Origin of the sequence: Algoriphagus pacificus (assembly GCF_017254845.1) — a bacterium.
Classification (GTDB): Bacteria; Bacteroidota; Bacteroidia; order Cytophagales; family Cyclobacteriaceae; genus Algoriphagus; species Algoriphagus pacificus.
Genome location: NZ_JAFKCU010000002.1, coordinates 533,023 through 556,410 on the forward strand (window position 1 = coordinate 533,023; position 23,388 = coordinate 556,410).

22 protein-coding genes are annotated in these 23,388 nt (G+C 39.1%); 16 read left to right on the forward strand and 6 right to left on the reverse strand.

All coding sequences use genetic code 11. The features are described from left to right. Positions 1-49 precede the first annotated feature (49 nt). Together J0A69_RS09050 and J0A69_RS09055 are read left to right on the forward strand one after the other, a co-directional pair. Positions 50-745: an XRE family transcriptional regulator gene (locus J0A69_RS09050; protein ID WP_206586235.1), complete on the forward strand. Its 696-nt coding sequence runs from the start codon at positions 50-52 to the stop codon at positions 743-745. A gap of 96 nt (positions 746-841) precedes the next feature. Further along, positions 842-1,306, forward strand: coding sequence for a methylated-DNA--[protein]-cysteine S-methyltransferase (locus tag J0A69_RS09055; RefSeq protein WP_206586236.1), 465 nt, complete (start codon positions 842-844; stop codon positions 1,304-1,306). Positions 1,307-1,308: 2 nt separating this feature from the next. On the opposite strand, the gene J0A69_RS09060 is transcribed toward J0A69_RS09055, so the two are convergent. After that, positions 1,309-1,821, reverse strand: coding sequence for a RidA family protein (locus tag J0A69_RS09060; protein WP_206586237.1), 513 nt, complete (start codon positions 1,819-1,821; stop codon positions 1,309-1,311). Between the two features lie 74 nt (positions 1,822-1,895). On the opposite strand from J0A69_RS09060, the gene J0A69_RS09065 reads away from it, so the two are divergent. Further along, positions 1,896-2,360: a GNAT family N-acetyltransferase gene (locus tag J0A69_RS09065; protein ID WP_206586238.1), complete on the forward strand. Its 465-nt coding sequence runs from the start codon at positions 1,896-1,898 to the stop codon at positions 2,358-2,360. A gap of 103 nt (positions 2,361-2,463) precedes the next feature. Next, positions 2,464-3,288, forward strand: a complete 825-nt coding sequence (locus J0A69_RS09070; protein ID WP_206586239.1) for a universal stress protein — start codon at positions 2,464-2,466, stop codon at positions 3,286-3,288. Between the two features lies 1 nt (position 3,289). Here J0A69_RS09070 and J0A69_RS09075 read toward each other — a convergent pair whose 3' ends face one another. Both J0A69_RS09075 and J0A69_RS09080 read right to left on the reverse strand, forming a co-directional pair. After that, entirely contained in the window at positions 3,290-4,213 is a 924-nt protein-coding gene (locus J0A69_RS09075; protein ID WP_206586240.1) for a DUF6089 family protein, read from the reverse strand. A 52-nt stretch (positions 4,214-4,265) separates the two neighbouring features. Then, entirely contained in the window at positions 4,266-5,168 is a 903-nt protein-coding gene (locus tag J0A69_RS09080; RefSeq protein WP_206586241.1) for a mechanosensitive ion channel family protein, read from the reverse strand. 166 nt (positions 5,169-5,334) lie between these two features. Here J0A69_RS09080 and J0A69_RS09085 point away from each other — a divergent pair, with 166 nt between their 5' ends. The 5 genes from J0A69_RS09085 (at position 5,335) to J0A69_RS09105 (ending at position 11,884) form a co-directional block, all read left to right on the forward strand. Beyond that, positions 5,335-6,876: a bifunctional GNAT family N-acetyltransferase/carbon-nitrogen hydrolase family protein gene (locus tag J0A69_RS09085; protein WP_206586242.1), complete on the forward strand. Its 1,542-nt coding sequence runs from the start codon at positions 5,335-5,337 to the stop codon at positions 6,874-6,876. After that, a complete protein-coding gene (locus tag J0A69_RS09090) occupies positions 6,858-7,433 on the forward strand; it encodes a KdsC family phosphatase (protein ID WP_236032762.1) in 576 nt (191 codons plus the stop codon). Before J0A69_RS09085 ends, J0A69_RS09090 begins: the two co-directional genes overlap by 19 nt. Continuing rightward, the gene (gene kdsA / locus J0A69_RS09095; protein ID WP_206586243.1) at positions 7,430-8,281 is read left to right on the forward strand and encodes a 3-deoxy-8-phosphooctulonate synthase; all 852 of its coding nucleotides are present in this window, start codon (positions 7,430-7,432) and stop codon (positions 8,279-8,281) included. Before J0A69_RS09090 ends, kdsA begins: the two co-directional genes overlap by 4 nt. Positions 8,282-8,288: 7 nt before the next feature. Beyond that, entirely contained in the window at positions 8,289-9,935 is a 1,647-nt protein-coding gene (locus tag J0A69_RS09100; RefSeq protein ID WP_206586244.1) for a L,D-transpeptidase family protein, read from the forward strand. Positions 9,936-10,195: 260 nt separating this feature from the next. Beyond that, positions 10,196-11,884, forward strand: coding sequence for a L,D-transpeptidase family protein (locus J0A69_RS09105; protein WP_206586245.1), 1,689 nt, complete (start codon positions 10,196-10,198; stop codon positions 11,882-11,884). On the opposite strand, the gene J0A69_RS09110 is transcribed toward J0A69_RS09105, so the two are convergent. Then, complete coding sequence (locus tag J0A69_RS09110) at positions 11,835-12,539, reverse strand: murein L,D-transpeptidase catalytic domain family protein (RefSeq protein ID WP_206586246.1); 705 nt, start codon at positions 12,537-12,539, stop codon at positions 11,835-11,837. The genes J0A69_RS09105 and J0A69_RS09110 overlap by 50 nt on opposite strands. 296 nt (positions 12,540-12,835) lie before the next feature. Here J0A69_RS09110 and J0A69_RS09115 point away from each other — a divergent pair, with 296 nt between their 5' ends. Next, a complete protein-coding gene (locus J0A69_RS09115) occupies positions 12,836-13,246 on the forward strand; it encodes a 6-pyruvoyl trahydropterin synthase family protein (RefSeq protein ID WP_206586247.1) in 411 nt (136 codons plus the stop codon). After that, positions 13,206-13,910, forward strand: a complete 705-nt coding sequence (gene folE, locus J0A69_RS09120) for a GTP cyclohydrolase I FolE (protein ID WP_206586248.1) — start codon at positions 13,206-13,208, stop codon at positions 13,908-13,910. The genes J0A69_RS09115 and folE overlap by 41 nt, the downstream gene beginning before the upstream one ends. 86 nt (positions 13,911-13,996) lie before the next feature. Here folE and J0A69_RS09125 read toward each other — a convergent pair whose 3' ends face one another. Next, the gene (locus J0A69_RS09125; RefSeq protein WP_206586249.1) at positions 13,997-14,437 is read right to left on the reverse strand and encodes a DUF4174 domain-containing protein; all 441 of its coding nucleotides are present in this window, start codon (positions 14,435-14,437) and stop codon (positions 13,997-13,999) included. A 137-nt stretch (positions 14,438-14,574) separates the two neighbouring features. Between J0A69_RS09125 and J0A69_RS09130 the strand changes: the two genes are divergently transcribed. Then, entirely contained in the window at positions 14,575-16,143 is a 1,569-nt protein-coding gene (locus tag J0A69_RS09130; protein ID WP_206586250.1) for an L-serine ammonia-lyase, iron-sulfur-dependent, subunit alpha, read from the forward strand. Positions 16,144-16,171: 28 nt separating this feature from the next. On the opposite strand, the gene J0A69_RS09135 is transcribed toward J0A69_RS09130, so the two are convergent. Next, positions 16,172-18,895, reverse strand: a complete 2,724-nt coding sequence (locus tag J0A69_RS09135) for a DUF6797 domain-containing protein (RefSeq protein ID WP_206586251.1) — start codon at positions 18,893-18,895, stop codon at positions 16,172-16,174. 283 nt (positions 18,896-19,178) lie between these two features. Between J0A69_RS09135 and J0A69_RS09140 the strand changes: the two genes are divergently transcribed. The 4 genes from J0A69_RS09140 (at position 19,179) to J0A69_RS09155 (ending at position 23,327) form a co-directional block, all read left to right on the forward strand. Next, entirely contained in the window at positions 19,179-20,312 is a 1,134-nt protein-coding gene (locus tag J0A69_RS09140; RefSeq protein WP_206586252.1) for a hypothetical protein, read from the forward strand. A 76-nt stretch (positions 20,313-20,388) separates the two neighbouring features. Beyond that, complete coding sequence (locus J0A69_RS09145; protein ID WP_206586253.1) at positions 20,389-21,522, forward strand: hypothetical protein; 1,134 nt, start codon at positions 20,389-20,391, stop codon at positions 21,520-21,522. A gap of 57 nt (positions 21,523-21,579) precedes the next feature. Further along, positions 21,580-22,260, forward strand: coding sequence for an SDR family NAD(P)-dependent oxidoreductase (locus J0A69_RS09150; RefSeq protein WP_206586254.1), 681 nt, complete (start codon positions 21,580-21,582; stop codon positions 22,258-22,260). Between the two features lie 74 nt (positions 22,261-22,334). Beyond that, positions 22,335-23,327 carry a phosphotriesterase family protein gene (locus tag J0A69_RS09155; RefSeq protein WP_206586255.1) on the forward strand — a complete coding sequence of 331 codons (993 nt, stop codon included), beginning with the start codon at positions 22,335-22,337 and terminating at the stop codon, positions 23,325-23,327. The last annotated feature ends 61 nt before the right edge of the window (positions 23,328-23,388 follow it).

Consider the following 23,388-nt stretch of genomic DNA (forward strand, 5'->3'; position numbering starts at 1 on the left):
CTTGCGGGGCTTATCTCTATTTTATTTCTATTGTATTTCAGATATAATTATGACTTTAAATACCAACATTAAGTTTATAAGAAAAAAGAAAAATCTAACCCAAGAGATGCTAGCTTCTACCTTGGGGATTTCCAGGTCTAAGTTGGCGGGATATGAGTCCAGTGTAAATCCGCCTTTGGATACCTTGGTGAAAATATCAGATACTTTGGGTGTGTCAGTGGATATTTTGCTGCGGGAGGATTTGTCCTCTTATTCGGAATATAAGCTCCGGGAATTGCTGGAAACAGATCAGTTTCTGAGGGGTAGAAAGCTTCGGATTTTGGCGACCACAGTGGATGAGCAGGGGAGAGAGCTGATTGAAGTGGTTTCACAGCGGGCCAAAGCAAGTTACCTAGCAGGATTTGCTGATCCCGAGTACATTTCAGAGTTGCCGAGGTTTGCGTTACCTTTCTTGCCAACAGATAAAAAACATCGTGTGTTTCAGGTAGATGGAGACTCTATGCTGCCGATTCCAGATGGAGCCTGGATCGTCTGTGAATATGTGGATGATTGGCTGGCAGTGAAGGACGGAGAGCGCTATGTAATAGTAACCGAGCAAGATGGGGTGACATTCAAGTTGGCTTATAACCGCATTCAGTCAGAGGAGAAATTACTGCTATGCTCAGCAAACCCGATTTACCCGCCTTTCGAAGTGGAAATCGAACAGGTGAGGGAAATATGGAAATATCGCTTGGCGATGAGTTGATCTATTAAACAAAACAATGGAAATACACCTCACTGCGCTCGGTGAAATACAGTTGAAATACTTTTACTTATACATTTAGAAAACAATAGTCAATCCATGCCAATCATAGCTTCAACTCTGGGAAATATACTTATCGAACTAGAAGATGGTAAGCTTATCCGACTTCAATTTACCGAGGATCCAGTCAGTGAAGAACCATTAGAAGGAAAGGTGGCTGAAGTAAAAAATCAGTTAGAAGAGTATTTTTCAGGCAAAAGAAAAGTATTTGATCTCCCTCTTCAATTGAAGGGAACGGATTTTCAGAAGAGTGTCTGGGAGGCCGTCAATGAAATCCCTTATGGTCAGACCACAACTTATATGAAGCTCTCTCAAAAACTTGGCAATCCCGCTGCAATTCGAGCCGTTGGAGCCGCAATTGGAGCGAACCCCGTATTGGTGATCTTGCCTTGTCATCGCATCATTGGTACCAACGGGCAACTAACCGGCTATGCAGGGGGATTGAAAAGAAAACAAGCTCTGCTGGAGCTGGAAGGATTTGCTGTGCAGCAGAGCTTGTTTTGAGCTTAGTCTTTCAGTTCGACGATTACCTCGATCTCAACTGCAATATCATTTGGCAAAGCAGCCACACCTACTGCAGATCGGGCATGTTTTCCAGCCTCTCCAAATACTTCCACCATTAAATCTGAAAAACCATTGATGACAGCAGGGTGCTTGGTGAAATCCGGTGCAGAATTGACCATTCCCAAAACTTTTACAAATTGCTTGATCCTGCTCAAATCCCCGCCCGTAGCAGCTTTTAGAACTGCCAGTATTTCAATTCCTGTTTCTCTAGCAGCTTGATAGCCTTCTTCAACCGTTAGGTCAGCACCCACTTTTCCGAAAACATCCGGACCATTTCCGGCGAGGTAAAGCACGTTTCCAACTTGCCGCCACTTTACATAAGTGCCCATGGGCTGACCTACTTCAGGTAGCGTGATTCCCAATTCTTTGATTTTGGCTTCAGGGTTTTGTGCGTAAGAAATAAGAGGAAGGCAAAACGCCATTGCCATGATGAAAAGTATTTGTTTTAAGTTCATGATTTGGTTGATGTTTAGTATTCCTAAGCTAAGCTATTCTGATTACTTTTACAGTCTATTCAATCCCAATTTCTATGAATGAGCTAGCCGTTATCCCATTTTCTTCTGATTTGAAATCTGAATTCGAGACCATCAATAAAACCTGGGTTCAGGAATATTTTACGCTGGAACCTTTTGATATTGAGCAATTAGAAAACCCCGAAAAGACGATTATCGAGACGGGAGGAGATATCATTTTTGCTAAGCTGGGAGATGAAATAGTTGGAACGGTTGGTTTGGCAAAAGTAGAAGAAGGTGTTTATGAAATGGTGAAAATGGGGGTGAAGCAAAGTGCTCAAGGCAAAGGTATCGGGATGTTTTTAGGAAAGGCTATCATTGAAAAAGCCAAAGAGATGGGAGGGAAGAAATTAGTCCTTTACAGCAGTACCAAGCTACAACCGGCTCTCCATATCTATAAAAAACTGGGTTTTACGGAGTCTGTACCTGAAGCTGGAAAGTATTGCCGCTGTGATGTCAAAATGGAGTTAAACCTTGATTGATACCTTGGAGAAAAGAGATTTTTCTCATGTTTTGGACTGAATATCATCATGTTGTGAGAATTTTATTTTATGGAAATTGCTACTGATCCAATTAGCAAAGACCATGAAATCTATCCTCGTTCCCTTTGATTTTTCTCCCTATGCTGTAGCTGCATTGAAGACAGCTTATAAAATCAGCCAAAAATCAGGAGCTCAAATTCTCTGCGTGACCATTATCCCTACCGAGTTGGACTGGGATTTTTTGTCAGATCAGATGAAAGCCAAAAACGCTCAGATTCAGCAAGAGTATGATGAAGCTGTTGAGTTTTTGCCCAATTATCTAGCGAATATTCTACCTGTCAAAACCTCTTTGAAATCCATCGTTAAAATCGGAGTTCCTTGGGAGTTGATTTTAAAGACGGCAAAGGAATTTAATCCTGATTTAATAGTCATTGGAGCCTATGGAAAAGGCTATGAGGATGGCGAATTCATCGGGAGCAATCTTCAGAAAGTTCTTAGAAATGCGCATTGTCCTATTTTAGCGGTTAAGGACTCTCTAGATGGAAATCATTTTAGAAAGCTGGCTTTTGCATCAAACTTTTCAGCAAGTGCATCAGAGACTTTTGAATTATTAAAACCAATGGTGAAATTATTCCGGGCAAGTGTCCACTTGGTTTTTATCAATACTCCCTCTCATTTTGAAAACAGTTCTGAGATTCACGAGAGAATGTCACAATTTGTGAAGGGTCATGAAGAAATTACTTTCCATAGGCACATATACAATCACAAAGAGACAGAAAGCGGACTGATTGAGTTTTCAGAAATGCATCAAATCAAGTGGGTAGCGCTGGTGTCAGGACACCATGAAAAAAATCCTAGCTATCAGATAGGTACTACAGAAACTCTGATTTTCCAATCTGAATTAGGAGTTTTGAGCCTGAAAATGTGATTTACCAGAATCGGAAACGCTTCTCGTATATTCTATCCCTGAAAATCCAGTTTTGGAAAATATCCTCAGAAAGGTGGATTTCCAATCCCACATTGATAGTCATGTATCCGTCAAAGCGATGTCTTAATCCGGAACCTCTTCTAATTCTTCCTCCGTTTTGAAGGATTTTATCAACGTCTGGCATTCCATTGTCATCCAGATATTTTGGATTTCTAATGGCTAATCTTAATCGATCAGGGTTGGATCCATCAACATAATCTTCCACAAGGTCCAAATAGAATTCGCTTACATTGAAGGCAGAAATATCATCCATATAATCGGTAAGCGTGAACCGATAGTTTCCTTCGAAAGTTAAATCCATGTAGACATTCAACTTGTATTTGAGACCTAGTCCCATCGGGAAAGCAAGGATATAGCGCTCGTATGGATTGTTTTCTAATTGTAATGGGCGAAGGTCTACCCACTCTCCGTCAAGCTGTGTTTCGGGATTGTTAGTGGAAAGCGCGAGTCCTGCAAAGATATAAGGGTTCCAAAGTGGTCTGTGGATGTTGGGTACTTTGACAGGATGCCAATGGTATTCGAAAATGCTGGAGATCTCCCAGTTTCTGGCCCTGAATGTTAGATTCCTTGGAAATCGATATGCTCTAGGATCAGAAGGTTCATCTGCTCCGGACATCTTGTAATAAGAACCCTCAAGCCTTGTTCTTAGGTGTGTACCGATAGTTCTTCGAATAGCAAAATTTGCATTCCAGTCAGGTTGAACTCCTTCTTGGTATTTCCAGAAAGAATAGAGTTCTCCAAAATATTGAGTGGGTCCTATACTGGCCGAAATTGACCACGGTTCTTCAAACCGGTAGCGGTAGAAACTTTGAGAATGGGCTGTCCATGCACAAAAAAAGAAAAACACAAATAACAGTTTTTTCATGGTTAACCGCAGGCTCTTTGGTTTGAAAAGAGTTAACAAGCCGAAAAATAGCCTATTTAATCATATTTTCAAACCCTGACTTCAGATGCAGATCTCGCTGAGGGAAAGGTATTTCCACTCCGACCTCATTGAATTTTCTAAAGATTTCGTAATACAGCTGACTTTTTAAGACTTTTGGACGGTTGATATACTCCGAAGTCCAGACTCTCAAATTGAAATTGATACTGTTATCTCCATAATCCTCAAAAAGCACATCAGGTTCAGGTACGTTCAAAACACCCTTATTGGCTTTAGCAACTTCCAATAAAATTGCCCGCACTTTTTCTGGATCTTCTTTGTAGGATACACCTACTGGGAAATTGAATCGGATTTTTCTCTCATTATGAGACCAGTTTATTACTTGACTATCAATGAATTGGCTATTTGGTACAATGATCGTAATGTTATCATTAGTAACAATCATTGTGGATCGGGCCGATATTTTTATGACATCCCCTGATACATCGCCTACCTCTATTCTATCTCCAACTTTTATGGGTTGCTCAAAAAGTATGATTAAACCACTGATGAAGTTGTTTGTGATATTTTGTAAACCAAAACCGATACCAACACCCAAGGCACCAGCCAAAATTCCAAAGGCACTTAAATCAATTCCATTGGTTTGGAGGATCGAAAATATCCCGGCAAGAATCAGGAAATATTTGATCATCATACCGATGGACTGCTTGGTGCCCGTATCAATATGGTATCTTCTCAATACTTTATGGACCATGAATCTTCTGATCCATTCCGTTACCACAAATAGCGCAACAAAAGAGATTGAAAGGGTGATGATCAAGCCTATTGTCAATTTAGATTCCCCTAAATTGAACAGGCTGTAATTCATCAGGTCCTGAAACCATTCGATAAATGACTGAGCTTTTTCTTTTGCTACTTGATTTAGATTTTCTTGCATAGAAATTCAGGTACTTTGTCGAAATTTCGACATTAAAATTATTGAGAATAAGAACCTTAAACTATAGATAATTCAACCTCAATAAAAATTCGATAGAATATTTTGTTTTAATGGTAATAGAACTATTGCCTTAGAACGATTGTTCGGATTTTGTTAATTTTGGCATATGAGTAAGAATAAAGAAGAATTAGAACATAGGCTTCGGCTTAGAAATATAAAGCTTTCGGATTATGAGGATATCCAGGCAATCATGACCTCGATTTACAAAAATCCCGGAGGTGCCTGGACCAAAGAAGAACTCAAAAATCAATTACGAGCATTTCCAGAAGGTCAGATCTGTATAGAGGATAATGGTAAGGTTGTAGCTGCGGCTTTGAGCCTTATTGTTGATTATTCCAGATTTGGAGATAACCACACCTATGATGAAATCACTGGTTATGGCAAGTTTGATACCCATGACGATGAAGGGGATACGCTATACGGTACAGATGTCTTTGTGGACAAGGAATATCGAGGTATGCGAATTGGCCGACGTTTATACGATGCCCGTAAAGAACTTTGTGAAAATCTAAATCTACGTTCTATCATCGCAGGGGGTAGAATTCCTGGCTATTCCAATTATGCGGATGAAATGACTCCGCGTAAATACATCGATTTGGTCAAGAATAAAGAGATTTTTGATCCGGTGCTATCTTTTCAGTTAGCCAATGAATTTCACGTCCGCAAGGTGATTACCAAATATTTACCAGAAGACAAGGACTCTAGAGCTTATGCCACCTTATTAGAATGGATCAACATTTATTACGAAAAAGATGAAAAGCTTATCGGTAATAAAAAATCCATTGTACGATTGGGGTTGGTTCAATGGAAGATGCGTCGATTCTCCAATGTGGACGATTTGATGCAGCAAGTTGAGTTTTTTGTGGATACGGTATCTGGCTATAAATCAGATTTCTGTTTGCTTCCAGAATTTTTCAATGCTCCATTATTAGCTGAATTTAATGACATGGATGCTTCTGAAGCTATACGAAATCTTGCCGATTACACAGATGAGATTGTCTCCAGGATGAGTGATTTGGCAGTTTCCTACAACGTGAATATCATCGGTGGCTCGATGCCGGAATACGATGGAAAGAAACTAAGAAATGTGAGTTATCTCTGTCGTCGGGATGGTACCCAAGCCAAACAATACAAATTGCACATCACTCCTGACGAGGCAGCCTATTGGGGACTACAAGGTGGAAATGGGATCAATGTCTTTGATACCGACGCTGGTCGAATCGGGATTCTGATTTGCTATGATGTAGAATTTCCTGAACTAGGAAGGATTCTAGCCGAGCAGGAAATGGATATTTTGTTCGTGCCGTTTTGGACTGACACGAAAAATGCTTTCCTCCGGGTAAATACCTGTGCCAAATCCAGGGCGATTGAAAATGAATGCTATGTCGCTATTACCGGATCGGTTGGTAACCTGCCGAAAGTAGAAAATATGGATATCCAGTATTCGCAGGCAGCGATTTTCTCTCCATCTGATTTTTCTTTTCCACACGATGCAGTAGTTGCGCAAGCGTCAGAAAACGAAGAAACTATCATTGTGGCGGATGTGGATCTTGACCTGTTAACCAAACAGAGAAAGGCCGGTAGCGTAAGGAATTTAGAACAAAGAAGACTAGACTTATATTCGATCCAATGGAAGCAGAAAAAGTAATGCAAGCCTATTTCTCTTCTGTTTCGGAAGAAATCTGGGAGAAAGCCAAAGGCATCAAGTTGCTCATCACAGATATTGATGGGGTGATGACAGATGGTGGAATAATCTATGATGACCGTGGGCTTGAGTTTAAAAAATACAATGTAAAGGACGGCTTGATTGTTCAGCATTTGCGAAGAGGCGGTATTCTCGTTGGAGCAATTACAGGTAGAGAATCGCAGGTGGTCATCAATCGATGTGAGGAATTGAAATTTGACTTCCATTACCATGGTGTCAAAGACAAAGGGAGAAAACTTCAGGATCTGCTTGAAACAATGGAAATCGATCTTGATAACGTTGCTTATATCGGGGATGACCTAATAGACTTGCCGATTTTGTCCCAAGTTGGTTTAGCTGTTGCTCCAAGCGATGCAGTTCCTTATGTAAAACCATTTGTGCACTGGGTTACCACTAGCAAAGGAGGGGAAGGAGTTTTCCGTGAAGTGGCTGATTTGATTTTACACGCAAAGGGTTTATTGATCCCGATTATTGAAAATTTATCAAAGAAAGAAGCATGATTAAGAATACAAAACCCATGAAAATCACCGAAAATGTGGTTTTAGGGGAAGATAAGCCAGTTTTATTTTCAGGGCCTTGCGCTGTAGAAAGCTATGATATCTGTCTGGAAATCGGAACCAAAGTTAAAGCTTGGGCCGAGGAACACGGCTTTTCTTATGTTTTCAAAGCTTCTTTTGATAAAGCAAATAGGACTTCCTCTGGTTCTTTTAGAAGTATCGGAATGGATAAATCCCTGGAAGTATTACAAAGAGTGGGCAATGCGCTCAATGTTCCTTTAGTAACTGACATTCATGAAAGCTACCAGGCTAAAGAAGTAGCCGAGGTAGTGGATGTTCTTCAGATCCCAGCTTTTCTTTGTCGCCAAACAGACCTTTTGCTTGCCGCAGGTGAAACGGGTAAGGCGGTGAAAATCAAAAGAGGTCAGTTTATGGCTCCGGAAGACATGCAATATGCTGTTACCAAGGTGAGATCTACAGGGAATGAAAATGTTTGTCTAACCGAGCGAGGTTTTTCTTTGGGATACCATAATCTTGTGGTGGACATGAGAGGTCTTTCGATCATGCGGCAATTTGCACCTGTGGTATTTGATATAACGCATTCGGTGCAGCAGCCAGGAGGCCAAGGAGGAAGCTCAGGCGGTCAACGTGAATTTGCTCCAATTTTAGCTAGAGCTGCCGCAGCAACAGGCATCGATGGTTTCTTTATTGAAACGCATCCAGAACCAGCAAAAGCCCTAAGTGATGGTCCAAATCTGATTCCATTGCATAAAATGGGAGCCTTTTTGGAGATGCTGAAAGAAGCTTGGGTTTTGGGAAGAAAATATCAGGATTTTGATATAAACAGTTAGAAGTCAAATGTTAAGATTTGTTTTTTGGACTCTTTTTGTATCGATTCTGACTTTTTCATTTGAGCTTTTTGGACAGGATACAACCAAAACCTCAGAAATAATCAGGTTTCGAATTGAAACTGATCCTCCTGGTGAAAAGCTAAGAATCAGAGGGAATTCTCTTTGGTCCACAGATCAAATCATCAATTTTTATACTGATAGATATTTTGCTGAAGTATGGTCAAAGGATGGAATCTTGACCGAATTAGCTTATGAGCTAAGGTTTGAAATAAAGCAAGCCCAATTCGATGGATTGAATCCAAAGGATTATAATTTATCGGAAATAGAGCCATTCTTCCAAAGCTTTGAATCAAATAAGAAAAATGGGATAGCAAATAATCCGGGGGATTTGGCAGACTTGGATCTGCTTTTAAGTGATGCTTTCTTTCATCTTGCAAGCAATCTGGAAATCGGTAAAGTGGATCCTTCAATCATTGACAAAGATTGGGAGATTAGTAGAAAAGATCCGGTTTTTGACTATTCCGAACTTTTGAGCAAAGCAATCGAAGAGGGTCAAGTCCGTCAAAATTTGGAAATGCTTTATCCAAAGTTTAGCATCTATAAAAAAGGAAGAGAAGTTATCCGAGTACTCGTGGAAGAGGAGAAAAATGATACTTTGAATTGGAAGAAAGTCAAGATTTCAAAATCCATCAAAGTTGGAGAATCTAACAATGATATTCCAGTTTTAAGAGAGCGCCTGCAGTATTGGGGGATTTTGGATTCTTATGAATTCTACGATCCAAAGCTTTATGATTCTGTGATGAAGAATGCCGTGAAGGATTTTCAGGGGCTAAATGGGATGGAGATTGATGGAGTTATTGGGAATATGACAGTGGCAGCGATGAACGATTCTCCCCAAGATCGAATCGATAAAGCAAGAGTCAATATGGAGCGCCTGCGTTGGCTGCCCGATACCGTTAAAAATGCAGAATTTATTCTTGTCAACATTGCCAATTTTCAACTGGACTACATTAAAAATCTGGATACTTTGGTTTCCGAAAGGGTGATTGTGGGCAAGAAATATCATGAATCCCCAATCTTCATGGCGGAAATGAGCTATATCGTTTTTAGTCCGTATTGGAATATTCCTTATTCTATTACAAAGAGCGAGATCATTCCCAGTGTCAGGAAAAATGCGAATTACATTTCCGCCAAAAACATGGAAGTGGTGACTACTTCTGGTAAAGTTGTAGACCCAAATACAATAGATTGGACTGCGAAATCATTTCCTTACTTGGTTCGCCAAAAGCCGGGACCCGGAAATTCCCTCGGCTTAGTAAAGTTTATGTTCCCCAATAAGCATAATGTCTACATTCACGATACAAATGCACGCTCCTTATTTGCGAATGATGACAGAGCTAGGAGTCATGGGTGTATCAGGATCCAAAATCCAGACGTTTTTGCAAAGGTTTTATTGAGGGAAGATCCTACTTGGACAATGGAAAAAATTCATGAATCAATGAATCAAACTCAGGAGCAAGTAGTGAAATTAAACCAAAATATTCCCGTGGTTTTGGTCTATCTCACCTTCTGGGCTGATTCAAAAGGAAAGGCTCATTTCAGGGAAGATATTTACGATAGAGATGCTCCAATTTTGGCTGCTTTGGAAAAATAAAGAGAGTTCTCTACTTCATATTTTTTGAAAAGTAATTCCCCAAAACAGGAAAATAAATCCGCTTAACTTTCTTTTTGAATAAAGTCTCAATTCTTCAGGTTTTCAATAAATAGGCTTCTATTAGCTGTTTTGGCAGTTTTTGAGATGAATTTTGATGGGATGGTTTTGTAAGTCAATACAGCATAGGAATTGATTTATAGGAAATAGGAAATTGCCATAAAAGGCACCTAACCAACCTATGAAAGGCACCTAACCAACCTATGAAAAACAAATCAATTCTAATTATTGGGATCATCTTCCTACTTGCAGCCGGTTTTTTTGTTGTCAATAGACTTCGAAGATCTGATTTGACAGAAGAAATTGAATTACGACTGGCGGATAACAACAGAGAAAATCCAATTTCTATTGGAAACTCCCAACTTGAAAATTCAGACGCAGTAATTTCTTTTTATGAAGACAGGGATTACGAAGAAGTTTGGTCAAACAATGGCAAAATCAATGATTTGGCTGAAGAGTTTCTAGAAGAAATAGAAGCAGTCAAGTATGATGGTTTAAACCCACAGGACTACAACCTTGCTCAGATCAATGAATTTTTTGAAGAGATTCAGAATAAAAGAAGAATCTTGAAGCCAAAATCCACCCCGGAATTGGTTGATCTGGATCTGCTGATGACAGATGCTTTTTTTAAACTATCACATGATCTGGAAGTAGGTAAAATCTCATCTCAAAGCCAGGATTCGTATTGGAAACTTGAAGCAAAAGAAGCGAAGGCGAATTATAATGAACTACTCCAGGAAATTGCTGATGGAGAAGATATTCAAGATGGATTGGCCAGTCTCTATCCTAAAATGGATATGTATACCAAAGGAAGAGAAGTTTTAAAAGACCTTTATGAGAAGCATGAAGAAGATACTTTGACTTGGCAACAGGTTTCTTTTGACCAATCTCTCAAAGTGGGTGACGTCCATCAATCCATTCCTGGATTAAGAGAAAGACTTCAGTTCTGGGGATTTTTGGATGAATATGAGACTGAGGATGAACAGCTTTTTGATTCTACTATGTGGGAAGGTTTAAAGCGCTATCAAATGGAAAATGGAATGAATCCTGATGGTGCTATTGGTGATTTAACTACTGAGTTTCTCAACAATTCTACAGAAAAACTGATTGAAATTGCTTCTGTAAACATGGAGCGGATGCGATGGATGCCGGAAATTGAATGGGATAAAGAGTTGGTCTTGGTGAATATTGCCAATTATCAGTTGGATTACCTGACTGAAGGAGATACTGCTTTGACAGCAAAAGTGATCGTAGGTAAGGAATACAATGAATCTCCTGTATTCACTGCGCCAATGAGCTATATCGTGTTTAGTCCATATTGGAATATTCCTCCATCTATCACAAATGGTGAAATCATCCCTTCCGTCCAAAAAAATGGAAATTACCTTTCTGAAAAGAACATGGAAGTCGTTTCCAATTCGGGAGAGGTTGTTAATCCTAAATCTGTGAGTTGGTCAGGGAAAGATGGCAATAACTTTCCTTATAGAATCAGACAAAAGCCAGGGGGATCAAATTCTTTGGGACTTGTGAAATTTATGTTCCCGAATGACTACAATATTTACATCCATGATACACCAGCAAGAAGCTTATTTGCTAGGGAAACTAGAGCGTTGAGTCATGGTTGTATCAGGATTCAAAACCCAGATAAATTTGCTAAAATCCTATTAAAGGATGATCACTGGACGGATGAAAAGATTCATGCTGCGATGAATCAGGATAATGAAGAAGTAGTCCAACTGGACAGAAAAGTCCCTGTCTTGTTATTGTATTTGACCTTTTGGGCAGATGAAAACGGGGAAGGTCATTTTAGACCTGACATCTATAATAGAGATGCCGCTTTGATCAAGGAGTTGAAAGCAGGTCGGAAGACGAAATCAGTGCAGAAGACTTAAGGTAATTGTCATCTTTTCCATAGATGAAAAGCAATGACCCATCTTTAATAAAATCAATTGCTTTGGCAGATAATTCGGTAGGAAGTGCTGGGCAACCTAAACTTCTTCCAAGTCTGCCAACGCTTTTGGCAAATTCTTCTCGCGCATAATCAGCGCCGTGGATGACGATGGCACGATTTCTAGCCTGATCGTTGAACCCTTTTTCCAAACCATCTAAGCGTAATGAATAGCCATGCTTTCCCTGATAAGTTTCTGCGGTTTTATAAAAACCCAAGCTACTTTGATAGGATTCAGGTTGGTTTGAAAACTTGTCAGCCATTAGATTTCCTGAATTTCTTCCGTGAGAAACAACCGAATGAAGCAAAACCATTTGGTTTTCTGGATCGATGATCCACATCCGCTTCTCAGTAGAAGGGAGGCTAAAATCGATGATCGTGATGACTTTGGATTTTAAATCTTTATTCAGCTTTTGCCAGCCTTGCATTGCCAGGGTAAAAACTTCCTTTTTTGGAAGAATAGCTGTTTTTTCAGCAAGCTGCTCATATAATGAAACCGGATTCTTTGGAGGGTTGATTGCTGCAGTTTCAGAAATTTCTGCTGGTGATGTAAAACTGAAAATCCAAAGAAGCGGAATTAGAAAATTTGTTGAAATCATAAACTAGGGGTGATAATTCAAAGGTATAAGGTTAATAATTAAATTAAAAGTTCCATTGAATCAGAACTTTATGATTTAAATCAATAAAGCAAAGGTTCAAAATTGGAACCTAATGAAAGGAAATTCTGGTTATGATGGCGCTGGTAAATACAACGGTTTTTAAGGCCGAATATTATTCTGTATTTTCGCGGCATCATTTGAAATTAAAAATCTGGGCAATAGGAGCTTAGCTAGTTTTGTTTAAAAAATCGAAGAAAAATTTAAACAAAAATTTATCTCCGCTGTTCAACTTACTCATGAAAGTAACCGTCTTTAGAAAAGAGCATTTCAATGCTGCTCATAGATTACACAACGCAAATTGGTCTGAGGAGCAAAATAAGGCTGTTTTCGGTAAGTGCAATAATCCTCATTTTCATGGACACAATTATGAAATGATTGTGAAACTGAGAGGTGAGATAGACCCTCAGACAGGGTATGTATATGATATGAAACTGCTCAGTGATTTGATCAAAGAGCATGTATTAAATAGGTTTGACCATAAAAATTTAAATCTGGATACCGATGAATTCAAAGAACTTAACCCAACCGCTGAGAACATTGCAGTGGTTATTTGGAATATTTTAAGGGAAAAAATTGATCGAAAATTCGAGTTAACAATTCGACTTTATGAAACAGAAAGAAACTTTGTTGAATACGATGGGAATTAATATAGCCCGGGCATCATTTGAGGAAATCGGTGATGAACATGTTGGAACTTCACTTCAAACTCCTCTAAGAGAAGATGCATTCGAAATGGATGATGATCTGAAAGTCGAGTTGATCGAAAAACATTTCCGTGAGATCATGCATATCATGGGATTGGATCTGACAGATGATAGTTTGAAAGGAACACCTCATCGTGTTGCAAAAATGTATGTAAAGGAAGTTTTTAGTGGCTTAAATCCTAAAAACAAGCCTGTTGCAAAACTTTTTGAAAATAAATACAAGTACAATGAGATGCTGGTTGAAAAGGATATCACAGTCTTTTCACATTGCGAGCATCACTTTGTGCCAATCTATGGCAAAGCACATGTCGCGTATATTTCCAATGGAAATGTAATCGGACTTTCCAAAATCAATAGAATCGTTCAGTATTTTGCACAAAGACCACAAGTGCAAGAGCGTTTGACCATGCAAATCGGAAATGAGTTGAAAGAGGCTCTAGGAACTGACGATGTGGCTGTAATTATTGATGCCTACCATATGTGTGTGAGTTCCAGGGGAATTAAAGATACCCAAAGCTCTACCGTAACCTCTTTTTACTCTGGGAAATTTGAAAAAGACGAGCAATCCCGCAATGAGTTTATGAAATATATCAGTCTTGAAAAGTAAGTAAGAAAACAAGGACCAACATTTAAACCGGGTGAACAGCCCGGTTTTTTTGTTTTTAAAGCTTGGTAATGAGTTGTTTAAATGCCTCAGCCGTCTTTTTTTCGTTTTATTTCTGACATTCTCATGGGCATCTGATCTATGACCCCAAATAATTCCTTGCAACTTACAAACTCATTTTTTCGAAGTTTAATCCCGCCATCTAAGCCAATTAAAATAACTTCAAAGTTAGATTCAGGACTTTCGATTTTCTGGAAGCTTTTATCTGATTCAAGCCAAACACTCTCTTGCTTAAATCCCTTTTTTATTTGATTTGAGACGGATTGATAGATGACCAAACGTCTTTCATTCAATCCTTTTTGATGTTTTTCAAATTCCGAAATCTGAGCTTTTAATGCTTGACTGGAAGTGTCATCCGCAGAGATAATAATCACTCGGTCCTTCCATTGATGAGAGGAAAGACTTTGTGCGTTGCTTGGAGAAATGGCCATAAATAGAAAGGCTATTAAGAAAATTTTGATAATACTCATACTAAACTAACTCGATACCAGCTAATTGGTTTTTGAAAAATAGCTATGACCACTTTTTGAGTAGGATATTTCTATCATCATATAATTGTCTTAATCGGTTAAAAATCAATATATTGAACTAGCTAAAGTTCAACCCTATGAGTTACCCAAGCATTTTTAACGACGTTATCGGTCCAGTGATGAGAGGCCCATCCAGTTCCCACTGTGCCGCTGCTTTACGAATTGGTAGGATTTGCCATGATTTGATGGATGGCAGGATATCAAACATTGAAATTGACTTTGATCCCAATGGATCTTTAGCTACCACACACAAGGATCAAGGTTCGGATATGGGATTGTTTGGCGGTTTTTTGGGTTGGGAAGCTTACGACGAACGCTTGGTTCAGTCAGAAATGCATCTGGGAGCAGCAGGAATCCAATTTAAAATCACAATTAAAGAGCTTGAATCCGATCATCCGAATACCTATCAAATCACTTTGACCAATCCTTGGGAGAGGCATCAGGTGATTGCCAATTCAACAGGTGGAGGAATGTTTGAAGTTATTGAAATCGATGGAGTTTCGGTTTCCTTGGCAGGTGATACTTTTGTTACGATGATCTATACGAAAGATCTTTCCAAAGTAAGAAGTTACCTAAGTCAATCAGGTGTTTTGGAAGAAATGGAAATCCATACTGAGGAAGGTGAGTTAATAGTTTTGACAGGCTTATCATTTTTGGATTCAACCCTAATTGAAGAATTGAAAGAAATTGAGGGTATTTCTCAGATCAAACAGATCAAACCCGTATTACCGATTTTAGCAGGCAAAAACATAAATGTTCCTTTTATCACTTGCGATGAAATGTTGGCCTATAATGAGGGCAAAGATTTAAGCCTTTGGGAATTAGCTGTAAAATATGAAAGCATGCGTGGAAATATTTCTGAAAAGGAAGTTCTTTCCAAAATGAATGATATCCGGATTATTTTGAAGAATGCTGTAGAGACCGGACTGAAAGGAACTGAGTTTGAAGATCGGATTTTGGGACCTCAATCCGTGAATTTCAAAGCCATGATGGAAGGTAAGAAGCTGATTGATGGAGATGTTCTTAATAGGATTATCATGTATGTTTCCGCCATTATGGAAGTAAAGAGCTCCATGGGTGTGATTGTGGCTGCACCGACTGCCGGATCTTGCGGAGCAATGCCTGGAGCTGTTTTGGGAGTCGCAGATTCTTTAGGTCTCTCAGATGAGGAAACCAATAAAGCTCTATTGGTTGCTGGATTGATTGGAGTTTTTATAGCCGCTCATTCGACTTTTGCAGCGGAAGTAGGAGGATGTCAGGCAGAATGTGGTTCAGGTTCTACCATGGCTGCTGCTGCCATCGTGAGTTTGACTGGAGCTAGTTTGAAGCAAAGTATTGCCGCTGCTTCTATGGCTTTGCAAAGCTCACTCGGCATGATCTGTGATCCAATTGGAAACAGGGTAGAAGCTCCTTGCCTCAACAAGAATGTAATGGCAGCTTCAAATGCATTGTCCTGTGCAAATATGGCTTTGGCGAGTTACGATCATCTGATTCCTTTGGATGAGGTAATCGAAACCATGTATGAAGTTGGCAAAAGCATTCCAAACACACTGAGATGTACCAATTTGGGAGGACTTTCTATAACCAAAACAGCCAAAGAAATTGAAAGTCGATTAGAGCAAAAGCATTTTTATAAAAGCTGCTAAAACCCATATATTCTTTCTTTAGACAGTCTTATAATGCAGTTGGGTTTCCTAACTGGTGAATAGTATTTTGGATGGATCCGACAATATCTTTACCATTTTGATCTTTAAGCTGGTATTTGATTTCCATCACCCAAGTCGGCTTGATGTCTGGAATAGTCAATCGAATCGTCTTTTTGTCTTTCCCTAGTTCTGCTTTGGTTACAGACAGTATTTTTTCGTTGTAGTGCTTTGATCCGTAATTTCTCGATCTCAACAAATCCCATGTCTCTACGGTGTAGTTTGTGATTTGATTGACGGCGGCTAAGTCCAATTCAGATGTGAAACTCAACTCAATTCCGTCAGAAGTTGCTTTGATCCCAACAGGAATATTCAATGGCTGATCTACTTTTCTAATTCTATATAATCCTCCCAATTGCGGTTGAGTAGAACCCCAGGCTGAAAGCCCGCAGAGATATAATTGTCCATCACCCGGATTGAATCTCCCTCGCATCACACCCGTGGAGAATCTTGGAATGGGTAATTCCACTATTCCCCCTTGGACTTGATCGCCAATCGTTTCATATGGGATTACAAATACTTTCCCATAGCCATAGGAAAGATTCAAGAGCTTTCCATTTAGCGGTCCCCATTTTTCACTGTCTACCCAGAGAAGTTCGGAAGGAGATTGATCAATATCTCTTTCTACCCAAACCAAAGGAAGCTCCATGCCACTTTCGGTACTATCGGCAGGAGGATTGTACCCAAACATGTTACCGTAAAAACCTCCTTCTTTGACCCAATTGATTCTGTTCATCGGATTCCAATGACCTTCCTGATCCGTCACGATAAAGGTGCCATCAGGATTGAGACAAACTCCATTTGCTGCGCGAAAACCACTGGCAATGATATCTGTCTTTTTACCGTCCTTGCTAACTTTTATCAATGTCCCATGCTGAGGAGTCAAAGCTTCTCTGGCATGTCGGCCACTTTTGGCATAATAAAAATTCCCCAACTCATCTACTTGAAGTCCCATCGCAAACTCATGAAAATGATCAGTTACCATGTGATCGTTATTGAAACTTTCGTAAAAGTCCGTTTCCATATCGCCATTATAATCATGCAAGCGAACAAGCTGATCTCTACAGGTGACATAGATTTCCTCATTGATCACTTTTATTCCCAAAGGTTGAAATAAACCGGAAGCAATCCGCTGCCAAGTAAGCTCTCCAGAATCCTTCAGAAATCCTTCAACGAGCCAAACATCTCCATCTGTAGAGCAGATCACGGCTTTGTCGGGATTTTTGAAAAAGTCCAGACCACTTAATCTGAATTGGTTTTTCCAAGGACTATCAAATGGCGGGTTCATAATATCAACCTGAAAAGGTCCTTCTTGCTCACCTTTGTCGATTTTGGTAGTCAGCTTCTCGGGATAACTTGGAGGACCATCTTTAATCCGAGTTAAATCCTCTGGAATTGGTAATGATTTAGCAAATTCTTGGAGTCCTTTGGTTCCGGATTTTGCTATCAATAATTTGAAATTTAGATTTTGGTTAGGGTTTATCTCCAACACATTAAAACCTCCCTCATCTTTTAAAACTGCACCTTTTCCTACCAAAGCAACAGCAGTTTCGCTTGGAGCAACTCTCATTTTTAGAGTTTTGTCGGAAGGTGATATGTTCAATATTCGGGTGAAAACAGGATTATTATCCAGCGTATCAATACCAAAAGTTTCTAATACTCTTGCTTTGCCCACTGTGTAGGTAATAATGACCTGATCATTGTATTCGTAAAGACCTTTATAATGAGTCCATTCTCGAGGAAGCGAACCAAACTTCCGTTTATCTCTCGCTGTAAACCTTGGATCCTCAAAACTACCAGTATTCGGATTTGCCCAGCCTGGACCTACTGGATTTTCAAAATGAAGTTCACCAATGGTTCTAGGAGATATGTTGTGTCTACCATTGAATAGTATTGCTTCCCAGTCAATAAAACCTTCTCCTGTCCAAGCGCCTGCAACTCTCATCAGATCATGGTCAAACATCATCCAGGCTTTGCCTGCAGCAACACCTCCTTCTCCAGGATCAAGTCTTACTGCAATTCCTTTGTAGGCGAAATTAGAATTGACCAGGTTTTCATCGGGAAGTGGAGCTTTACCTGATGAACGCTCCCTTGGTGCTGCATCCGAATCAACCAACTCATAGGTATTGATCAAGAAATTACCATAATCCATTTCTGCCCAAGGCTTAAATTCTCTGGGTTCAGGACCTATGTTGGTTCCAACTGGTAAGCTTGCCAAGTAGGTGGAATCCACTTCAACAAATTGTCCTGGATTTTCTTCTTTCAAAAAAGTCTCCCTTAGGTAATTGATGAGATCATACTTTTCTACAGGAGTCAAATTGACTTGTGGAGGCATGGATCCATAGCCTCTGGTAAGTGTTTGATAAATGGAATATGGGTCTTTGCCTACTTTAAATTCATCTTTCCAAAACTTGAAGGCATTTGGCATAGAGCCTTCCTGATCTGGGTTGCCGTGACAATTGAAGCAAGTATTATTGTAAATATGTTCCCCAGTTCGAATGGATTCACCTTGCCGATCTCCCCAAGCTGTGATGAGTCGCTGATGATCAATGTTCTTTTCATAATCGGGTAGGTCTGACTCTGATAAAGTAAATCCCGAAGAATTATTGTATCCAGAATTATCGCCATTGGGGTTGCAGGCATCGCAAATCAAAAGGAGAGCAAGCATACTCAAACCAAGAACCAGCTTTTTCATAGGTTAATCTTTGGGGTTTAAAAAAATCGATCAAGGAAAAGAATCCTTTAGTGCTAGCATTCCTTTCAGATAGAAAGTAAAATACACAAAATTCCTTTGAAGCTTAGCTTAGTGTGCTGGTAATTCCAATGCCACTTATAAAATGAGATCATATCATTTGGGAGATGATTGTATCTGAAAACAAAGCAAATCAGAAATAGCTGGGTAATCAGTAAGACTAAAAATAGGTTATGGCATTTGAGTTTACGGTATCGTTACCTATCTTATTAGGAAATTGAGATTTATGAAGAATTTTTTGCCAATGCTGCTTTTTGCAGTCCTTTTAGCATGCAGTGAAAGGGCCCAGGAGACACAAACTGAGACCTATATTCCAGAGCTGGTAATAAAAGATAGTATAGTTATAAATAGGCTCATTAAACCCACGATGTTGGATGTAATACCAAATCATTCAGAGTTTTTATTTTATGATTTCAAAGCCTCTGAGTTTTTAAGAGTCAGTAATTCTGGGGTTATTCTAAAAACAGCAAATCTCACAGGAGATGGTAGAAATACTATACAATCGACTTATTTCGTCGGAGCAAAATATGGAGGAAATAATGAAATTGTTATCCAAACCATGACCTCAACTTTTACATATGATCTTGATTTTCAATTGAAAAAAAAGGTAGATAGCAATTTCAGCCTAGTACTTCCTAGAGTGGGGGGAAGTAGAGGATTTGAGACAATTGGGGATTATATCTATACTTTTTCAATAGATGAGAAGGATAGAAATACAGAGCTATTGCAGTCCGAAAACTTCAATAATGAATATCCATTTATTTCCATTAGAGATCGTCATACTTTAGCAATTGTATCGTCATACTTTATACCATCTACTAGCTATGTAGCTCAAAATCCAGGTCAATATTTGGATTTGGATCCAATTGCCAAATTCGAGACTAATGAGATGTATGTTCTTTTTCCAAATTCCCCCGAAATGTATGTTTATGATTTCCCATCCTTAAAGTTAAAAGATCATTGGGATTTGAATCCTGGAAATTCTTATATACAAATGGAGCCTTCTAACTCGGTAGGCGAAATCAACGGTTATCGAAGCCTTACTGCGGGAAGGTATCAAAATTTTGTTTTTTCAAATGGCTATTTGTTGACAGAATATCAAGGAGCTGCACCGCAGGATGAAGTTGATGATCTGGCAAACTATACAGAGGGAGGAGATGAATATAAGGCCCTTGTGAAAAAGTATAGGTCTACTCCATACTATCAGATTTTTGAAGGTAAAAGCAAATTATGGGAAGGACAGTGGAATATTAAATTATCCATGCTTAGGGATTTGATTTTTGCAACAGTTAAGCCCGGCGAAGACCCAAATGCCGTGGAGAAGGATGTTCAAACCTTTTACTTTTATGAGTTGAAATAGTCAATGAACCTATTTTATGAACAATAATAAATCAATTGGAATGTCATTTACCTGTATTGTTAATAGAACTTATTTTATGAAGAATTTTTTGCCATTACTGCTTTTTACAGTCTTTTTAGCATGTAGTGAAAAGACCCAAGAGACTCAAACATCGGCTTATATTCCTGGATTGGTAATTACTGATAGTTTGGTGATTGATCGATTGACTAAACCCTATTTGATCGATGTAAGGGAGGACAAGTCCGAGTATTTGTTTTTTGATTTCCAAACAGATGAATTATTAAGGGTAGCTGCCTCCGGTGAAATTCTAGCGATAGCAAATAGGAGTGAAGATGGGAAAGACAGTTTTAAAACCAGATATTTTTCGACAGCTGATTTTTACGGAGAGGATGAAATTTTAATAATTACTCATGCAGGGGCATTTATTTATGATCTTGATTTCATTTTGAAAGAAGAAAAGCCAATTGATTTTTCTTTAGTCACTCGAAGAATTGGTGGCAGTAATGCTGCTGAGATTTATAAAGATTACCTCTATACTTTTTCCGTTGAAAATGAAGATGGGGAAAAAGTATATAATTCAGATGATTTAAGCACTGCTTATCCTTTTATGACAATTAGGGATTTAGATTCTTTTGAAATTTTAAAATCAGAATATATTCCTTCTCAGACTCAAATAGCTATCACCCCAGGTAATTATCTCAGCTTAGATCCAATTATCCGTTTTTCTGGAGATGAAATTTTTGTTTTATTCCCTAATTCACCTGAGCTATATATCTATGAATTACCTACACTCGTGCTTAAATCATTTATTTCCTTGCAACCAGGTAAAGAGTATAAACAAATTGAGCCTTTAGATAAAAAAATCAATTTTGATGGTTTTTTCAAGTCTTTAGCAAGTTCACAGTTTACCAATTATGCTTTTTCAAATGGATATTTGTTGACACAGTTTGAAGGAGCTGTGCCACAAGAGGAGGTAGATGCATTACCCAGAAATGTCGTAGGGGATGAGCGGTATATGGCCTTGGAGAAAAAATATAAAAGCAAAAATTACTATCAAATATTTAAGGATCAAGAAAAGCTTTGGGAAGGAACTTGGGATGTAAATCTTAGCTCGGTTCGCAATGTGCTTTATTCCAATGGTAAACCCAGCGAAGACCCAGATGCCGTGGAGAAGGATGTTCAGACTATCTATTTTTATGAGTTGAAATAAGATTCTTTTCAAACATTCTTCCTTTCAAAATGCTTTTAGAGAAAAGCATTTAAACATATGAAAGGAAAGAATATAGTCATCATCGGTGGGAATTCAGGAATTGGAAAAGCAGTTGCAGAACAAGCAGATGCTAGTGGAGCCAACTTGTTTCTTTATTCCAGAAATGGTGAGGGGAATCATCAAATTGATATAACTGACGAAACTTCAGAATTGCAGGATTTACCTGATGTGATTGATGGTTTGGTTTATTGCCCAGGCTCTATCAATCTGAAACCCTTTCACAGGATATCCATGGATGACTTTAAAAATGAAATGGATGTTAATTTTTTCGGAGCTGTCAAAACGCTTCAAGCTTGTATGAAAAACCTCAAAAAATCAGGACAAGCTTCCGTGGTGTTGTATAGCACAGTGGCTGTTCAGACAGGGATGGGATTTCATGCCGGCATCGCTTCAGCCAAAGGAGCTGTAGAGGGATTGGTTAGATCTTTGGCAGCAGAATGGGCTCCAAATAATATTAGGGTAAATGCTATTGCTCCTTCGTTGACAGATACTCCTTTAGCAAAGCAATTGGTCAGCACGGATGAAAAACGTGCAGCATCGGGTAAAAGACATCCTTTGGGTCGAATCGGAACTCCAGCCGATATCGCCTCCGCAACTTTGTTTTTGCTTGATGAAAAATCTTCTTGGATGACGGGACAGATCTTACACGTAGATGGCGGTATGTCCAACTTAAAGTAATCCCTTTCTAAAATCCGCTATTATTTAAGCAAAAAACAATTGACAATCTTCCTGCTTGTTGCGTAGCTTTAGCTATGAAGTATTTTCTTTTCTTTTTTGTAATAATCGGTTTTGCTGCTTGTAAAAAGCAGGAAGACAAGTCGATATTTATCCATTCTGTAACAGATTCAATAGCAGTAGAACACATCGGACTTACGCTGGTTCATGAGCATATGTTGGTGGATTTTATTGGGGCTGACTCGGTTTCTCCAGATCGATATAACAGAGATGAAGTGATTGCCAAGGTTTTGCCCTATTTGATGGAGGTGAAGAAATATAGCGTTAAAACCATTTTTGATTGTACTCCATCCTATTTGGCCAAAGACCCCCTTCTGCTTCGGGAATTAAGTGAGAAATCGGGAATCACCTTGATTACCAATATCGGTTTTTATGGAGCTGTGGGAGGGAAGTATTTACCAGATTTTGTATTTGAAGAAAATGCAGCTCAGCTGGCAGACAGGTGGATTTCGGAATACCAAAACGGGATAGACCAAACAGGTATTAAGCCAGGATTTATCAAAATATCTGTAAATGAGGAAGATCCCTTGTTGGAAGTAGATGCGAAACTGGTGCGGGCTGCAGGGATTACCCATGAAAACACTGGTTTGTTGATTTACTCCCATACTGGAACATGGAATACAGCTAAACAAGAAGTTGAAATCCTACAAAAAATGGGAATCAATCCTTCGTCTTTCGTTTGGGTTCACGCGCAGGCTGAGCAGGATTTTCAGAATTATATCACCGCTGCTCAACTCGGAGTTTGGATCAGTTTAGATGGAATTGGTTGGGGATTGGAAGAATACGAAGACCGTTTAGTTTTTGCTAAAGAAAATGGGATTTTGGAGCATGTTTTGATTTCCCATGATGCTGGTTGGTTTGATCCATCAAAGCCTGATGGGGGAGATTTTGTGCCTTTTACCAATATTTTTGAAAAGCTAATGCCCGCATTGAATGACAAAGGATTTGATGAAGCAGATTGGAGATTGCTTTTGGAAGAAAATCCAAAACGAGCTTTTGGGAATAAATAAAGATCAATTATTAACTAAAACTTAGGCTGCGGCTTTGCTCCTTTGCGAGAGGCATTTCACC

Coding starts and splice junctions, on each gene's coding strand:
- J0A69_RS09090 (WP_236032762.1), top strand. CDS start 6,858: ATGGAAGCAGAAAAAGTAATGCAAGCCTATTTCTCTTCTGTTTCGGAA.
- J0A69_RS09060 (WP_206586237.1), bottom strand. CDS start 1,821: ATGAACTTAAAACAAATACTTTTCATCATGGCAATGGCGTTTTGCCTT.
- J0A69_RS09115 (WP_206586247.1), top strand. CDS start 12,836: ATGAAAGTAACCGTCTTTAGAAAAGAGCATTTCAATGCTGCTCATAGA.
- J0A69_RS09155 (WP_206586255.1), top strand. CDS start 22,335: ATGAAGTATTTTCTTTTCTTTTTTGTAATAATCGGTTTTGCTGCTTGT.
- J0A69_RS09125 (WP_206586249.1), bottom strand. CDS start 14,437: ATGAGTATTATCAAAATTTTCTTAATAGCCTTTCTATTTATGGCCATT.
- J0A69_RS09100 (WP_206586244.1), top strand. CDS start 8,289: ATGTTAAGATTTGTTTTTTGGACTCTTTTTGTATCGATTCTGACTTTT.
- J0A69_RS09080 (WP_206586241.1), bottom strand. CDS start 5,168: ATGCAAGAAAATCTAAATCAAGTAGCAAAAGAAAAAGCTCAGTCATTT.
- J0A69_RS09050 (WP_206586235.1), top strand. CDS start 50: ATGACTTTAAATACCAACATTAAGTTTATAAGAAAAAAGAAAAATCTA.
- J0A69_RS09105 (WP_206586245.1), top strand. CDS start 10,196: ATGAAAAACAAATCAATTCTAATTATTGGGATCATCTTCCTACTTGCA.
- J0A69_RS09055 (WP_206586236.1), top strand. CDS start 842: ATGCCAATCATAGCTTCAACTCTGGGAAATATACTTATCGAACTAGAA.
- folE (WP_206586248.1), top strand. CDS start 13,206: ATGAAACAGAAAGAAACTTTGTTGAATACGATGGGAATTAATATAGCC.
- J0A69_RS09085 (WP_206586242.1), top strand. CDS start 5,335: ATGAGTAAGAATAAAGAAGAATTAGAACATAGGCTTCGGCTTAGAAAT.
- J0A69_RS09070 (WP_206586239.1), top strand. CDS start 2,464: ATGAAATCTATCCTCGTTCCCTTTGATTTTTCTCCCTATGCTGTAGCT.
- J0A69_RS09150 (WP_206586254.1), top strand. CDS start 21,580: ATGAAAGGAAAGAATATAGTCATCATCGGTGGGAATTCAGGAATTGGA.
- J0A69_RS09065 (WP_206586238.1), top strand. CDS start 1,896: ATGAATGAGCTAGCCGTTATCCCATTTTCTTCTGATTTGAAATCTGAA.
- J0A69_RS09135 (WP_206586251.1), bottom strand. CDS start 18,895: ATGAAAAAGCTGGTTCTTGGTTTGAGTATGCTTGCTCTCCTTTTGATT.
- J0A69_RS09140 (WP_206586252.1), top strand. CDS start 19,179: ATGAAGAATTTTTTGCCAATGCTGCTTTTTGCAGTCCTTTTAGCATGC.
- J0A69_RS09075 (WP_206586240.1), bottom strand. CDS start 4,213: ATGAAAAAACTGTTATTTGTGTTTTTCTTTTTTTGTGCATGGACAGCC.
- kdsA (WP_206586243.1), top strand. CDS start 7,430: ATGATTAAGAATACAAAACCCATGAAAATCACCGAAAATGTGGTTTTA.
- J0A69_RS09110 (WP_206586246.1), bottom strand. CDS start 12,539: ATGATTTCAACAAATTTTCTAATTCCGCTTCTTTGGATTTTCAGTTTT.
- J0A69_RS09130 (WP_206586250.1), top strand. CDS start 14,575: ATGAGTTACCCAAGCATTTTTAACGACGTTATCGGTCCAGTGATGAGA.
- J0A69_RS09145 (WP_206586253.1), top strand. CDS start 20,389: ATGAAGAATTTTTTGCCATTACTGCTTTTTACAGTCTTTTTAGCATGT.